This window comes from Cypionkella sp. (genome assembly GCF_030652235.1).
GTDB lineage: Bacteria > Pseudomonadota > Alphaproteobacteria > Rhodobacterales > Rhodobacteraceae > Cypionkella.
In genome coordinates this window covers 34,283-47,507 of sequence record NZ_JAUSBA010000034.1, presented here as the reverse complement: position 1 = coordinate 47,507, position 13,225 = coordinate 34,283, and the positions used below count along the sequence as shown (strand labels likewise).

Here is a 13,225-nt window from a genome sequence, read left to right as displayed (position 1 = left end):
GCCCACCACGAAAAATAGATGCGACGAAAAGGAAAAAGGCATGAGACGCCTTCGGAACGTAAAGATCGTGGCCACTCTGGGCCCAGCCTCCAGCGACTATAAAATGATCCGCGCATTGTTTGAGGCAGGGGCAGATGTGTTCCGCTTGAACATGAGCCACGGCACCCATGCCGAACAGGCCGCACGCCATGCCATCATCCGCCAGGTCGAAGCCGACACTGGCAGGCCGATCGCGATTCTGGCCGATCTTCAGGGGCCAAAACTGCGGGTCGGCGTGTTCGCCAATCCGGCGGGCGAAGCCTTGGTTGAGGGCGCTGATTTCCGCATGGATCTCAGCAGCACGCCGGGCGACGCAGCCCGCGTGCAACTGCCGCACCCCGAGATTTTTGCAGCCCTTGAGCCGGGGGCTTCCCTGCTGGTCAATGACGGTAAGATCCGCGTGCGGGTCAAAGACTGCGGCAAGGATTACGCGAATTGCGTGGTTGAAGTTGGCGGTGTGATTTCCAACCGCAAGGGCGTCAATGTGCCCGACGTGGTGCTGCCCTTGGCGGCTTTGTCCGCCAAAGACCGCGAAGATCTGGAATTTGCCTGCGAACTTGGCGTCGATTGGCTGGCGTTGTCCTTCGTGCAGCGCCCCGAAGACGTGATTGAGGCGCGGGTTTTGGCGCGCGGTCGCGCCGCGATCCTGTCGAAGATCGAAAAACCTGCGGCGGTGAAAGCCTATGATGCGATTCTGGCTGTCTCAGATGGCATCATGGTGGCGCGTGGCGATCTGGGCGTAGAATTGCCCGTCACTTCGGTGCCGCCGATCCAGAAACGCCTTGTACGTGGCGCGCGAGCAGCGGCCAAACCAGTGATTGTCGCCACGCAAATGCTCGAATCTATGATCGAAGCACCGGTGCCAACCCGCGCCGAAGTCTCGGACGTGGCAACCGCGATCTATGAAGGTGCTGATGCGATCATGCTGTCAGCCGAATCGGCCGCTGGTAAATATCCGATTGAAGCCGTCACCACGATGAACAACGTCGCTATGTCGGTGGAAAAAGACCCGACCTACCGTCAAGTGATTGAGGCCTCGCGTCAGGTCCGGCGTGAAACCATTGCCGATGGCATCGTGGCGGCCGCGCGTGAAATTGCCGAAGCCACCAATATCAAGGCGATTGCTTGCTTTAGTCAAACCGGCACAACCGCCTCGCTGGTGTCGCGCGAACGCCCGCAAGTGCCGATCTTGGCGCTGACGCCGCTGATGTCGACAGCCCGCCGGATGTCGCTGACATGGGGGTTGCACTGCGCCATCACCCCGCCACAGGACCGCTTCAAAGGTGCTGTGCTGGCGGCGGTGAAAGTCGCACGCGATGATGGCTTTGCCTCAAGCGAAGATATGATCGTCGTCACCGCGGGTGTGCCGTTTAACGTCAAGGGCACCACCAACATTCTGCGCGTGGCGCCCTGTGACGAAAGGTTGATTTCTTTCAGCGAGCCGGAGTAACCTTCGACCCAGCCACGCTTGGCCAGTCTGTCAAAGGTTTATCGGCATGAGCAACGATCAGATCCTTGTCATCGGCATTATTATCTGCGCTCTGGCTATTCCCTCGCTGCTGGCGGCTTATTCTGAAAGCCGCCCGCCGCGCGCTGGGGCGATTATGGTGCTGATCGGCGGCGTGCTGCTGACCTATGCACTGACGCAGAAAACTGGCGGCTATAAGTTTGATCAGATACCGCATATCTTTGTGCAAGTGATTGCGGATGTGATCAAGTAATCCACCCCGATTGCCTCTTGCACCCAAAGCAGCGCCCGCCTATAGCACCCTCTCGAACACCCCGCGAGACCGGCCTACGTGGCATGCCGAGTCCCGCCTGAAACCACGGAGATGGAAATGCCCAAGATGAAGACCAAGTCGGCGGCGAAGAAGCGCTTCAGCTTCACAGCTTCCGGTCGGGTGAAAGCTGGCGTCGCCGGCAAACGCCACGGCATGATCAAACGCACGACGAAATTCATTCGTGACGCGTCCGGCACTATGTTGCTGAGCCCGTCCGACGCGAAGATCGTCAAGAAATACATGCCCTACGACCGGTAAGGAGAGCACCCGATGTCCCGCGTTAAATCCGGCGTAGTTACGCACGCCCGCCACCGCAAGGTGATCAAGAAAGCGGCTGGCTATTACGCCGCCCGTTCCACGAACTTCCGCACCGCAACGCAAGCTGTTGACAAGGCTCAACAGTATGCCACGCGCGACCGTAAGAACCGCAAGCGCAACTTCCGCGCTTTGTGGATCCAGCGGATCAACGCCGCTGTGCGTCTGTTCGATATCGAGTTCACCTACTCGCGCTTCATCAACGGTCTGGCGAAAGCTGGCATCGAGGTGGACCGTAAAGTTCTGGCCGATCTCGCCGTGCACGAGCCCGAGGCGTTCAACGCCATCGCGGCACAAGCCAAGGCAGCTTTAGTGTAAGCCTTCGCTTTGATTTCAGGAAAAGCCCTGCCCTTTGTGGCGGGGCTTTTTGTTTTGGCGCTGTGCCTTGGGCCAAGCTCGAACCCTCCGGGGGGAGTATTTCAAAAAGAGCAAATCCAAGCTGCGGCTTGCAAATCCAAGCCTTGCCCGCTAGCACGAAACCGCAGGAATACCGGAGATTGCTATGGATGCGCTTGACACGCTGAAGGCCAAATACCTGACCGCCGTTGCCAATGTGGGCGACGAGGCGGGCTTGGAAGATCTGCGCGTCGCCGCCCTTGGCAAGAAGGGCGAGATTTCGGCGCTGATGTCGGGTCTTGGCAAGATGGAGCCCGATCAGCGCCGTGCAGCCGGTGCCATGCTGAACGTGCTGAAGGATGAGATTGACGCCGCCCTGCGCGCCAAGAAGGCAGCGCTGGGCGATGCGACGCTGAACGAACGGCTGCGCTCGGAATGGCTGGATGTGACCTTGCCGGGGCGTCCGCGCCGGGTTGGGACGATCCATCCGGTGTCTCAGGTGATGGAAGAGCTTACCGCGATCTTTGCAGACATGGGCTTTGCGGTGGCCGAAGGCCCTCAGGTCGAAAGCGATTGGTATAACTTCGACGCGCTGAACATCCCGCCGGAACACCCAGCGCGGCAAGAGCATGACACATTCTTCATGAACCGCGCCGAGGGCGACAACCGCCCACCGCATGTCCTGCGCACCCACACCAGCCCGGTGCAAATCCGCGCCATGGCCGCCCAAGGTGCGCCGATCCGGGTGATCGCCCCCGGCCGCGTTTACCGCATGGATATGGATCAGACCCACACGCCGATGTTCCATCAGGTCGAGGGTCTGGCCATCGACCGCAATATCTCCATGGCCAACTTGAAATGGGTGCTGGAAGAATTCTGCCGCGCCTTCTTCGAGGTGCCCTCGGTGGAACTGCGCTTCCGCGCCAGCCACTTCCCGTTCACCGAACCCTCCGCCGAGGTTGATATTCGCTGCTCATGGGAGGGTGGCCAGTTGAAGATCGGCCAAGGCGACAAATGGATGGAAATTCTGGGCTCGGGCATGGTGCATCCGAAAGTACTGTCGGCGGCGGGTGTGAACCCTGACGAATGGCAGGGTTTCGCCTTTGGCATGGGCATCGACCGGATTGCGATGCTGAAATACGGCATCCCAGATCTGCGCGCGTTTTTTGAAAGCGATCTGCGTTGGCTGCGCCACTACGGCTTTGCGGCTTTGAATATGCCTGACTTGGCGGGCGGACTGAGCGCCTGATTACTGCACGGGCGCGATCAACGCCCGTGTCAACGCTGAGAACTCATGCGCGATCATCATGTACAAAAGCGCAGTCAGCCCCAGCAGCACGCAGAGCTGACCTACGTTCAGCCGTTTGCGGTCCTTTGGGATTTCAAACATTGGGTCCATCATTCAAGCAGTATAGCTGATCTTTGCCCACAGAATAAGGCAATCGCCTCGTTGATCTGGCGACAAGCCGTTTCCACGGGGGAAACCCTGCCCTGCCCGCTTCCCCTTTCCGTCTCAATGCGTTAATCCCGCAAGCGACAATTCCCGAAGGGCCGTGCCATGAAATTCACCCTGTCTTGGTTGAAAGATCACATTGAGACCTCGTCGTCGTTGGACGACATCCTCTACGCCCTTACCGATCTGGGGCTTGAGGTTGAGGAGGTGATCAACCCCCTGGCCAAACTCGCGCCCTTTACCATCGCAAAAGTGCTGCATGCCGAAAAGCATCCCGATGCTGACAAGCTGCAAGTTTGCCGCGTTCTGACGGATGAGGGCGAAAAGCAGATCGTCTGCGGTGCGCCCAATGCCCGTGCGGGCATCACCGTGGTTTTGTGCAAACCCGGCGACTATGTCCCCGGAATCGACGTGACGCTTGGAATTGGCAAAATCCGTGGCGTCGAATCGCATGGCATGATGGCATCCGAACGCGAGCTAGAGTTGTCGGATGAACATAACGGCATCATTGAGCTGCCGACAGGAGAGGTTGGCGAGAAATTTGCCGATTGGCTGGCGATCAACCGCCCCGGTCTGGCCGATCCAATGATCCACGTCAAAGTCACCCCCAACCGCCCCGACGCCCTGGGTGTGCGCGGCATTGCGCGTGATCTGGCCGCGCGCGGACTTGGCACGCTGAAACCACTGTTGATCCCAGTGATCAAGGCCGGCTTCCCAAGCCCGGTGCAGGTGGAAATCTCCGCTGAACTGAAAGCCAAAGGCTGCCCACATTTTGCAGGTCGTACCATTCGCGGCGTCAGCAACGGTCCTTCCCCGGATTGGCTGACCAACCGTCTGAAAGCCATCGGCCTGCGCCCAATCTCGGCTTTGGTCGATATCACCAACTACTTCACCTTCGGATTGAACCGCCCGCTACATGTGTTCGACGCGGCCAAAGTCCTCGGTAAGCTGCGCGTGCATGCCGCTGAAGGGGGGGAGCAGTTCGCGGCGCTCGATGGCAAAACCTACGCTTTACGCGCGGGCCAGATGGCGATTTCCGATGATCAGGGCGTTGAATCCCTTGCAGGCGTCATGGGGGGGGAGGCGTCTGGCTGCACCCCCGACACCACCGATGTGTTCGTCGAATCCGCCTATTGGGATCCGATCACCATCGCCGCAACCGGTCGCGCGCTGAAGATCAACTCGGACGCCCGCTATCGGTTTGAGCGTGGCGTGGACCCGGCTTTCACCTTGCCGGGGCTGGATTTGGCGACACAGATGATCCTTGAACTCTGCGGCGGCGAGGCCAGCGACATTGCTCAAGACGGCGCTCCGATCGACACCACTCGCGCCTATAAACTGAACCCCGCGCGGGTGATCAGCCTTGTTGGCATGGATATCCCCGAAGCCGAGCAGCGCAAGACCCTGCAATCCCTCGGCTTTACCCTGAACGGCGATATGGCCACCCCGCCCACTTGGCGCCCCGATGTGTTGGGTGAGGCTGATCTGATCGAGGAAGTCGCCCGCATTGCCTCGCTGTCAAAACTGCAAGGCAAGCCGCTGCCCCGTGCCGTTCCCGGCGTGCCGCGCCCGATCCTGACGCCGCTGCAAACCCGCGAACGCACCGTGCGCCGCACCATCGCGGCCTTGGGCTACAACGAATGCGTCACCTACAGCTTCATCGACCAAGCCTCTGCTGCGCTGTTCGGTGGCGGCGCGGATGCGGTAAAAGTCGATAACCCAATCTCGTCTGAAATGTCGCATCTGCGCCCCGATCTGCTGCCGGGCCTGTTGCGTGCAGCCAGCCGCAACCAAGCCCGCGGTTTCGCGGATATGGCTTTGTTCGAGGTTGGCCCTGCCTTCCAAGGTGGCGAACCCGACGAGCAGCATCTGCAAGCAACGGCCCTGCTGATCGGCTTCAACGCACCCCGTGATCCCCATACCAGCCGCCGTCCTGTCGATGTGTTCGACGCCAAAGCCGATGTCGAGGCCGCCCTGGCCGCCATCGGCGCGCCTGCCCGCACCCAGATCAACCGCAAGGTGGCAAGCTGGTGGCACCCTGGTCGTTCCGGCGTGATCGGCCTTGGCCCCAATATGATGGCAAGTTTTGGCGAGGTTCACCCCAAGGTTCTGGCCGAAATGGGCGTCAAGGGCCCCGCCGTGGCCTTCACTATTCTGCTTGCCAACGTGCCGATGCCCAAAGTGAAAACCCCGACCAAGCCAGCGCTGACTTTGTCTGACCTGCAAGCGGTGGACCGCGATTTCGCCTTTGTCGTCGATAAGGAGGTCGAGGCTTTGACAGCCGTGAACGCCGCCATCGGCGCCGATAAGGTGTTGATCGCAAGCGTGCGGCTGTTCGATCAGTTCACCGGAGACAAGGCCGAGGCCCAAATGGGCACGGGTAAAAAGAGCATCGCTTTAACGGTGCGCCTGCAGCCAAGCGACAAGACACTGACTGAGGCAGATATCGAGGCCGTTTCTGCCAAGATCATCGAAAAGGTCAGCAAGGCGACAGGCGGCAGCTTGCGCGGCTAAGCCAGATTGCGCGGGGCGTTCATCGCCCCGCTAAAACACTGCTGTACTCGTACAAAAGGCACGAATAAAGCACGCAAATACACGGTCTTTTAGACGCAAAATCCGTGGGTTAGCCCATTTGTCAGCTTTTTTTGCGCCAAGTTCTAAGCCATGCCCCGATCCGGCCTACGACCCCACCTGCCCGCGCTTTCGCGGCGCCAGCCTGCGCCTCAACTCCGTCCCAAGTTTCGCCGACTTCGGCCACTGCAGGCTCCACCATCCGCTCCCAAAACTGCAACCACATCCGGCGCAACATGAACACCCCGAACGCCAAAGCCAGCAGCACGATGATGTTCACGTAGGGGATAATCCGCACGTCCGGCCCGACCACTTCCTTTACTGCAACCGCATTCGGGTAGATCGACAGCCAAGCCAACCGCCAGCCATAATGCGTCACCGATACCCATTTCGGCGCGCTTTGCAGCGATTTCAGATTGCCCGCCTCGGCTTGCAGGTTGGAACTGTCGTATTTGAAATAGGGCGGCCAGATCCAGCCGGTGTCCTCGTTGCGGTAAACTATCACATCGCCATCCGGAAATGCCGCCTCAATAAAGCGAATATCCCGCGTCACCGTGCTTTCGCCGGTACCGACATCGGGTGAGGCATAGGCCCAAGAGTTTTCCGAACCTACCGTGGTCAGGCGGTTGTAAGTATTTGTGATCCTGACAATATCATGATGCGGCAGCGTGTAGTGCAGAAAGCCGCCCACCACGAGCACAACCAGAATCCGGAAGCTCCACTTCACATAGGTCCACATTCTGGTCGCTCCTTACTGATAGTTAACAAAGTATACGATTGCGCTGACCACCACCGCAGGGATGATGTAAACCAACCACAACAGCCGATGCCGCAGACTCTTTTTATAGGCCTGCATCCCCATTTCGATATAGGCATCACGGTCGCCCTCGACACCTCCGGCGTCGAATTTCTTTTCCAACTTTTCGCGGCGTTCCGAGCGGGAATAAATCGAAACCAGTACGTAAACCACGGATAAAAGGACGAATCCCAGAACCGCTGCCCGCAAGATGCCAATCATGTTCGCCTCCCCAAACCTGCGCCCCTCGTAACAGCACCCCAAGGCCCAACCACCGCGCCGAGATCGCGCGCAGGCTTCGGCTCGGGGCGATGCCGATTGTCCATCGACGGCTCGGGCCCAAACAACGCCGCGCGCGCGCCCTGTGCGTCGACCTTATACTCGCGCTCAAGAAAATCCGCGACATACTGGCGCTTGCGATCCGACCACGTGGCATATTGCGCGTAGAACAATTCCTTATGCACAATGAACATCTGCCGCACATCCATTGGCGCTAATTCTGACAGCAGCATGTTAACCAAGTCTCGCTCAACCCCGGCCGACGCCCGCAGCGTGTAGAAATAGGCCTTGTGTTCCGAAGTGATTCGCGGCCAATCGCCCGCGCCTTCTACCCAACGCAAAAGCTGCGCCAAACCCAAGAATTCCTCGGGCAAAGCATCGCCCAAACGGTAGGCAATCTTGCGCAAATCCGTGCGGCGCGCATCACCAATTTCAAGGCTCAACGACTCTGCCGCATCAACCAAAACAAAGTCCATCTTCTGCCGCAGCACCCCCGCCGCATCCATCCCACGCGCCTGCACGATGGGCTCCACCAGTCCATTGCGCTCCAACCACTCGGCTATCGCATTGCGCTGGGTTAGGTCCATCACTGAAGAAATCGGCATCTTTCCAAGGCTTTGACGTGGCATCGTGCTGACCACTCCTGGAAACTTTACGTCACGAAACACATAGAGCCCGCCGAAATGGCTGGTCCAGAAACTCGGCTGCTGAAATGTCATGGCGGGTAGATTGATCGGCACACGGGTCACATCGCCGGTCTTTGTTGCCAGTTCGATCATCTCAGCCATCAGCAGATCATCGCGCCAGCCATCGGGTTCCTGCCGGAAACGGTCGATCAGTTTGGCAAGTTTGCTGGCATCGGCGACATGGCCACCAATTGTGTCGGCCTCGACCGTGATCTGTCGAATTTCCAACAGTTTCGCAGGGTTCGCAATTTCGTAGACAGAGTTTTGCAACTCGCCAGCCACCGCATCCCGCGCGGTGAGGGCGAAAAGCTGTGCCTCATTGGCCTCGATAAACTGCTGCAAAATCCCACGCGAGGTCGAAAATTTCATGTTTAGCAGGGGCGCGGATTTTTGACTGGTGGTCAGCAGGATGAACTGTCGATTGCAACCATTCCGGTTCAGATAAAGATCGTCGCCCAATTCATCACCAATTTCGGGGGAATACCCCGAGATGTCGATGTGAAAATCCTTGAGCGTTGTTTGTTTGCCGGTTAGGTGTTTAAGCGCGCGGTTGTAACGCTCAACGAGCTGAGGGGACGAAACCTCAATCAGATTGCCAAACATCAGGCCTTTTTCGATCAGGCGCTTCATTTACGCCTTTCCCTCCAGATATCGCCGCTTGGCTTCTTCCTGCCGCTTGAAATCGCGCACAATGCCCTCAATCGCAATTTCATCAGATTTATCGGCATAGCGGAATTCGCTATCAGCGTAGCGGTTGATTTCTTGGATCACCATTTCAACAGTAATCGACGTCGTCAGCCCCTTAATCATCATCAGTTTTTCGTCATAGGGTTTGAACAGGAACAGATCGGGGTTCTCCATCCATTCATCCGGCAATTCAAAATCCATCGCGCGCACCTTCACCGCATCGGTGATGTTCTTGATCGCGCGACCGGTAAAGCGGTCATCGGCTTGCTGAATTGCTTTTAGGTAGGTCCCGAGTTTTGTCAAAGTATCCAAAGAGCCTATATCACGCTGAACCCTATCCCAGACCTTTAGCAAACCGTCTTCATGCGGCTTGGAATAACCCTCAAAACTGGCCGTGACAGCGCGTTTGATCTCTTGGGCAGCGAACAGAGCGTGGCTACCGACTGGAATCGCGTGGTTTTTACCCAGCAGCAACGAAAGGATGTCGATATAATCCTCACGGCTTTGCGGTCCGTCGACCAGAAAGCGCGCGCCTGCGCGTTGCCGCAAGGCATCATCGACATTCTCGGGGTAATTCGAGAACATCCCGAAAGTACAATTTCCGCGCACCACAGTATTGGCCCCAGCAAAAGCGCCCATGAATACCGCCGTTACTTCCTGCTGACCTGCCGAAGATTGGCGATCGCCACGCTTCCCGGCGACCTGATCAATGTCATCGATGGTGCCAAACGCAATCACGTCGGGATCCAACACGTTATCAATAAACGCTTTCGCATTTTGGCCGGATTTCCCCTGATACGAGTCGATCTGGTCGATTGAGAAGTTTTGATAGCGAAATGGATAGCCTGCGGTCTTGCAATAGTCATTCAGCAATCCAGCCATCATTTGGATCAGCGTGGTTTTTCCCGTGCCGGGTTTACCATCGCCCATGAAGGTAAAGATAAAGCCACCTAACTCGGCAAAGGGATTGAGTTTGCGTTCAAAGTCATAGGCCATCAACATTTTAGCCAACCGAAGGCTTTGATATTTAGCGATGTGATTGCCGACCACTTCCGAGGGTTTCTTGAATTGCATTGTCAAAGCGCTGCCTTTGGCCGCGCGCGCGGGCTTGAACCCGGCAATCGACAACGCATCCGCCTCAACGCGCCAAGCGCCGCTGGTAAACGCCTGCAAACGGGGTGCCGCTTCGGCGCGCAGGGCAACGCGTTGCATCAGTGCCTCGCAGAACGCGCCAATTACTGCGATCAGACGGGGTTCATCACTGGCGAGAAGGGCTACGTCCTGATCCAACTCCCACAACACGCCTTGCAGGGCCAAGGGGGCGTTGTCGGTCAAGATTTCCTCGACTGCGCCAACCTCCACTGTCGTTGAACCCATTGATGAAGCGAGCAAAAATGCCGTTGCATTGGCAAAGGTGTACAGTGTCGCCAGCGCCTCAGCGGCCAACAATTCGGTAAACTCGACGCGCTTGCCTTCAGGCAGACGACCCTCAAGATTGGCTTTTTTCAACTCGGCCAGCCCGGATTGCGCCGCGAAAGTTTCTGCCATCGCCAGCGCAATCGCAAGACCCCGCCGCAAGCCATGCAGGGCTGCGGCTTGCACCGGCGAGACCAGACCATCGCCCAAACCTTCCACCCGCTCCAGCAGCCGAACGCCCCCGGGACGGGCGGTGCTGCGCGTCATCAGACCGGGGGTGGTGGAGCGGAACATGGGGCGCGTGCCGATGCCGGGAGAGCGTTCGGTTTTCACCTCAGCCGTCGCCTTGGCCAGGCGCGGAGCGTGATCGAAACCCGTCAACAGGGCCAGCGCCGCATCATATTGCGCGCGGATGGTTTCTTCCCGCAGTTCCATCGTATCGCGCGCATCGGTCATGCTGTCTCCAATTCCTATTTATTCAAACACTTACGCATGGCTTCATCGCGCGGGCATAATGCGATCACCCGCGCCCACCACAAATTTCCGCACATCGCGAAAGCCCGGTGGGTTCAGATCGGCGAGAACTTGATAGGGGCGCTCGGGCAAGATCACCATGCGTTCGATCCGCGTCGCCCCGCTGTCGCTGGCGATCGGGTCCAGCTTGAAAACCTGACGCTCGGCGCTGGAGAACCAACCGTCTTTGACCTCCTCCTCGCGGTCAGAGATCAGGTCCTCCACCGTCCAGACCAGCGCCCAATCATCGCCATCCGGCGCGTTGGCATCGGCCAGTACTTGCGCAATCGGTCCGGATTGCAGGGTGAAGTCATGGCTGTGCATCGGGCCAAGCGTGATGCGGCGCAGGCGTTTGGGGTGCAAGCCCGCGAAATCCTTGTCAAACCCCTGCGCGATGGTCAGCAATTTCAACCCCATCGCCGATTGCGCCATCAGATGTGCCTGCGCCATCGGCCACCGGCGATCATCAGTCGGAAGCGGTTTCTTGCCGCTGTCTTCGACATCCATAAGATAAACCACGGGCAGGTTGGCTTGGGTGTCATAGACCGCCCAGTGCAGCAGGAAATGCTTGCGTTCGGCGCCGTCGCGGCGGACATCTTCGATCCACTGGCAATCAGGGTCGTTGCGCGACCAGAAGATGCAACCGGTGGCCAGGGATTCGTAGTAAAGCCGCTGACTTAGCGCGAATTGCAACTGGATCGGCACTGTCAGCTCGCGCACGAGTTGGCGCACCATGCGGTCTTTCAGCTCGGTTTCCGACGCCATCCCGCCCAAGTGTTTTTGCACCTGTGCGGCATCCAGCGCCATCATCATCAACTCTTGCGCCACCGGAAAGCCCGAGTCGTGACGATCAAAGGTCAGCCGCGGCGAGCCGTCCGCCCTTCCGGTCATCAGGTATTTGTAATTCAGCGCCTTGAAGGTGCCGGTCAGCGCCGACAAATACCGCCCCAAAATCCGCGCCTCGGTGCGGGTCAGACGCCCCTCGGCCTCGACCTCACCCGCGACCCGAATCAGATGGCGGGTAATCCGCTCAAACTTGGCAAAATACCGCCGCGCGGTGAGCGTGTCGTAGAGTTCCTGATGGTCAGTCGTCAGCTGATCTTTGACCGTTTCGGCCACAGCTTATTCCCCATACGCGTTCTTGTCGTGCTTCTCGACGATCTTGGCAAACCGTCGCGCAAAGCGCTCGTCAGCCTTGGCCTTTTGCTCCAACACCTCACGCGCGAAGATCATGTGACCCTCGTGAGCCTCCAGCATATCACCCATTTTTTGATTGGTCGCAGCGCCGATCGCGGCCATCGCCACCTGCGCCTCTTGGTCGGTTTTCACGCCGATCTCATTAATGCGGTGGGCGACATCCTGCTGCTGTGCGGTCTTCAAGCTGGCCGACAAAGCGTCATACAAAACCACCCGCTGCTTGGTGTCCGTTTGCAACTTATTGATCAAAACCAACTGCGTGGCGGCCTGATTGGTCAAACTATCGACCCAAGTTTTACCTTTTTCGATATAGCGCTCCAGCGTCTGGCTTTTCGCCAGTTGCACCTGCTCGTCCTGCACCAGCGCGTTGTAACGCCCGTTCAGTCCAGCCAATTCAGTCTCCAGCTTGGTGCGCGCACCCGCGTCCTGCTCAACCGAGATCTTGTTTTCCAGTTCGATGATCTTCGGGTCCATGCCGCCAACTTCGGCGCGCACGGCTTCCAGCGCCATCACCGTCGTTTCACGTTCCGTCAGCGTGGCGCCAAGGTTGGCCTCGACCGTCGTTTTTTGGCCGTTCAGCATATCGAGCTGGCCCTGCAACAACCGCACGATGATGTCTGATTTACCAATCAAATCCTGCAACTTGCTGTCAATCGAGGCCGTGCGCATCCGTTCCTGCCGCATCGACTCTGATTTGGCGTTGGAAAACATGCCGATGAAACTTTCCATCCCGGTCTTCGAGCGCATCTCGTCGAAGTCTTTCGAGAAGCCCGCCGTCACGTCATCAAGTCCCATGATCAGTTCGGCGATATTGGCGTTCATCAGGTCGGTGTGCTTATGCACATCCTCCAGCGAGGCGTTTTCGATATCAATCGAGGTGCCGGCATCCAGTTTGCCGCGCGCGTCTTCGATCCGCCCCGTGATCGCGGAAATTTTCGCCTGCGCAGCCGCAACCTGTGCCTGGCTTTCCTTGATTTGCGTGTCGAAATCGGCCATCGAACCCTCCGTTATGAATGTCGTGCCATGATATAGGCATGTTAAGTCAAGTTACATCACTTCGGTCGGGAAATTTCGCAGTGCTCCGCGTCTTACGGCGCGGCACTCTGCCCCGATGTCCGATCACGCCATCCTTGCCGCAGTCGCCGCCTGTCGCCAA

13 protein-coding genes are annotated in these 13,225 nt (G+C 58.2%); 6 read left to right on the top strand and 7 right to left on the bottom strand.

The genetic code is table 11. From position 1 onward, the window contains the following. The first annotated feature begins 40 nt into the window (after positions 1–40). The 5 genes from pyk (at position 41) to pheS (ending at position 3,720) form a co-directional block, all read left to right on the top strand. Positions 41–1,489 (top strand): pyruvate kinase, encoded by a 1,449-nt coding sequence (gene pyk / locus Q7V03_RS10810; protein WP_304925609.1) that lies wholly within the window; start codon positions 41–43, stop codon positions 1,487–1,489. Positions 1,490–1,535: 46 nt separating this feature from the next. After that, entirely contained in the window at positions 1,536–1,760 is a 225-nt protein-coding gene (locus Q7V03_RS10805) for a hypothetical protein (protein WP_304925608.1), read from the top strand. 117 nt (positions 1,761–1,877) lie between these two features. Then, positions 1,878–2,078 (top strand): 50S ribosomal protein L35, encoded by a 201-nt coding sequence (rpmI, locus tag Q7V03_RS10800; protein ID WP_054009035.1) that lies wholly within the window; start codon positions 1,878–1,880, stop codon positions 2,076–2,078. Positions 2,079–2,090: 12 nt separating this feature from the next. Further along, a complete protein-coding gene (rplT, locus tag Q7V03_RS10795; RefSeq protein ID WP_304925607.1) occupies positions 2,091–2,453 on the top strand; it encodes a 50S ribosomal protein L20 in 363 nt (120 codons plus the stop codon). Between the two features lie 184 nt (positions 2,454–2,637). Next, complete coding sequence (pheS, locus tag Q7V03_RS10790) at positions 2,638–3,720, top strand: phenylalanine--tRNA ligase subunit alpha (protein WP_304925606.1); 1,083 nt, start codon at positions 2,638–2,640, stop codon at positions 3,718–3,720. Here the strand turns inward: pheS and Q7V03_RS10785 are convergent, their stop codons facing one another. Further along, on the bottom strand, positions 3,721–3,861 hold the full coding sequence (locus tag Q7V03_RS10785) for a hypothetical protein (RefSeq protein ID WP_304925605.1): 141 nt from the start codon (positions 3,859–3,861) through the stop codon (positions 3,721–3,723). It lies immediately after the preceding gene. 168 nt (positions 3,862–4,029) lie between these two features. Here Q7V03_RS10785 and pheT point away from each other — a divergent pair, with 168 nt between their 5' ends. Further along, a complete protein-coding gene (gene pheT, locus Q7V03_RS10780) occupies positions 4,030–6,438 on the top strand; it encodes a phenylalanine--tRNA ligase subunit beta (RefSeq protein WP_304925604.1) in 2,409 nt (802 codons plus the stop codon). Positions 6,439–6,559: 121 nt separating this feature from the next. Here pheT and Q7V03_RS10775 read toward each other — a convergent pair whose 3' ends face one another. From Q7V03_RS10775 to Q7V03_RS10750, 6 genes are read right to left on the bottom strand one after another with little or no spacing between them, the layout of a single operon-like run. Beyond that, a complete protein-coding gene (locus tag Q7V03_RS10775) occupies positions 6,560–7,234 on the bottom strand; it encodes a DUF1523 family protein (RefSeq protein WP_304925603.1) in 675 nt (224 codons plus the stop codon). A gap of 12 nt (positions 7,235–7,246) precedes the next feature. Next, positions 7,247–7,513, bottom strand: a complete 267-nt coding sequence (locus Q7V03_RS10770) for a hypothetical protein (RefSeq protein WP_304925602.1) — start codon at positions 7,511–7,513, stop codon at positions 7,247–7,249. Continuing rightward, complete coding sequence (locus tag Q7V03_RS10765) at positions 7,510–8,886, bottom strand: DUF6638 family protein (RefSeq protein WP_304925601.1); 1,377 nt, start codon at positions 8,884–8,886, stop codon at positions 7,510–7,512. The genes Q7V03_RS10770 and Q7V03_RS10765 overlap by 4 nt, the downstream gene beginning before the upstream one ends. Then, on the bottom strand, positions 8,887–10,815 hold the full coding sequence (locus tag Q7V03_RS10760) for an ATP-binding protein (protein WP_304925600.1): 1,929 nt from the start codon (positions 10,813–10,815) through the stop codon (positions 8,887–8,889). It abuts the gene before it with no gap. 42 nt (positions 10,816–10,857) lie between these two features. Beyond that, entirely contained in the window at positions 10,858–11,991 is a 1,134-nt protein-coding gene (locus Q7V03_RS10755) for a hypothetical protein (RefSeq protein WP_304925599.1), read from the bottom strand. A 3-nt stretch (positions 11,992–11,994) separates the two neighbouring features. Further along, positions 11,995–13,065: a hypothetical protein gene (locus Q7V03_RS10750; RefSeq protein ID WP_304925598.1), complete on the bottom strand. Its 1,071-nt coding sequence runs from the start codon at positions 13,063–13,065 to the stop codon at positions 11,995–11,997. Between the last annotated feature and the right edge of the window lie 160 nt (positions 13,066–13,225).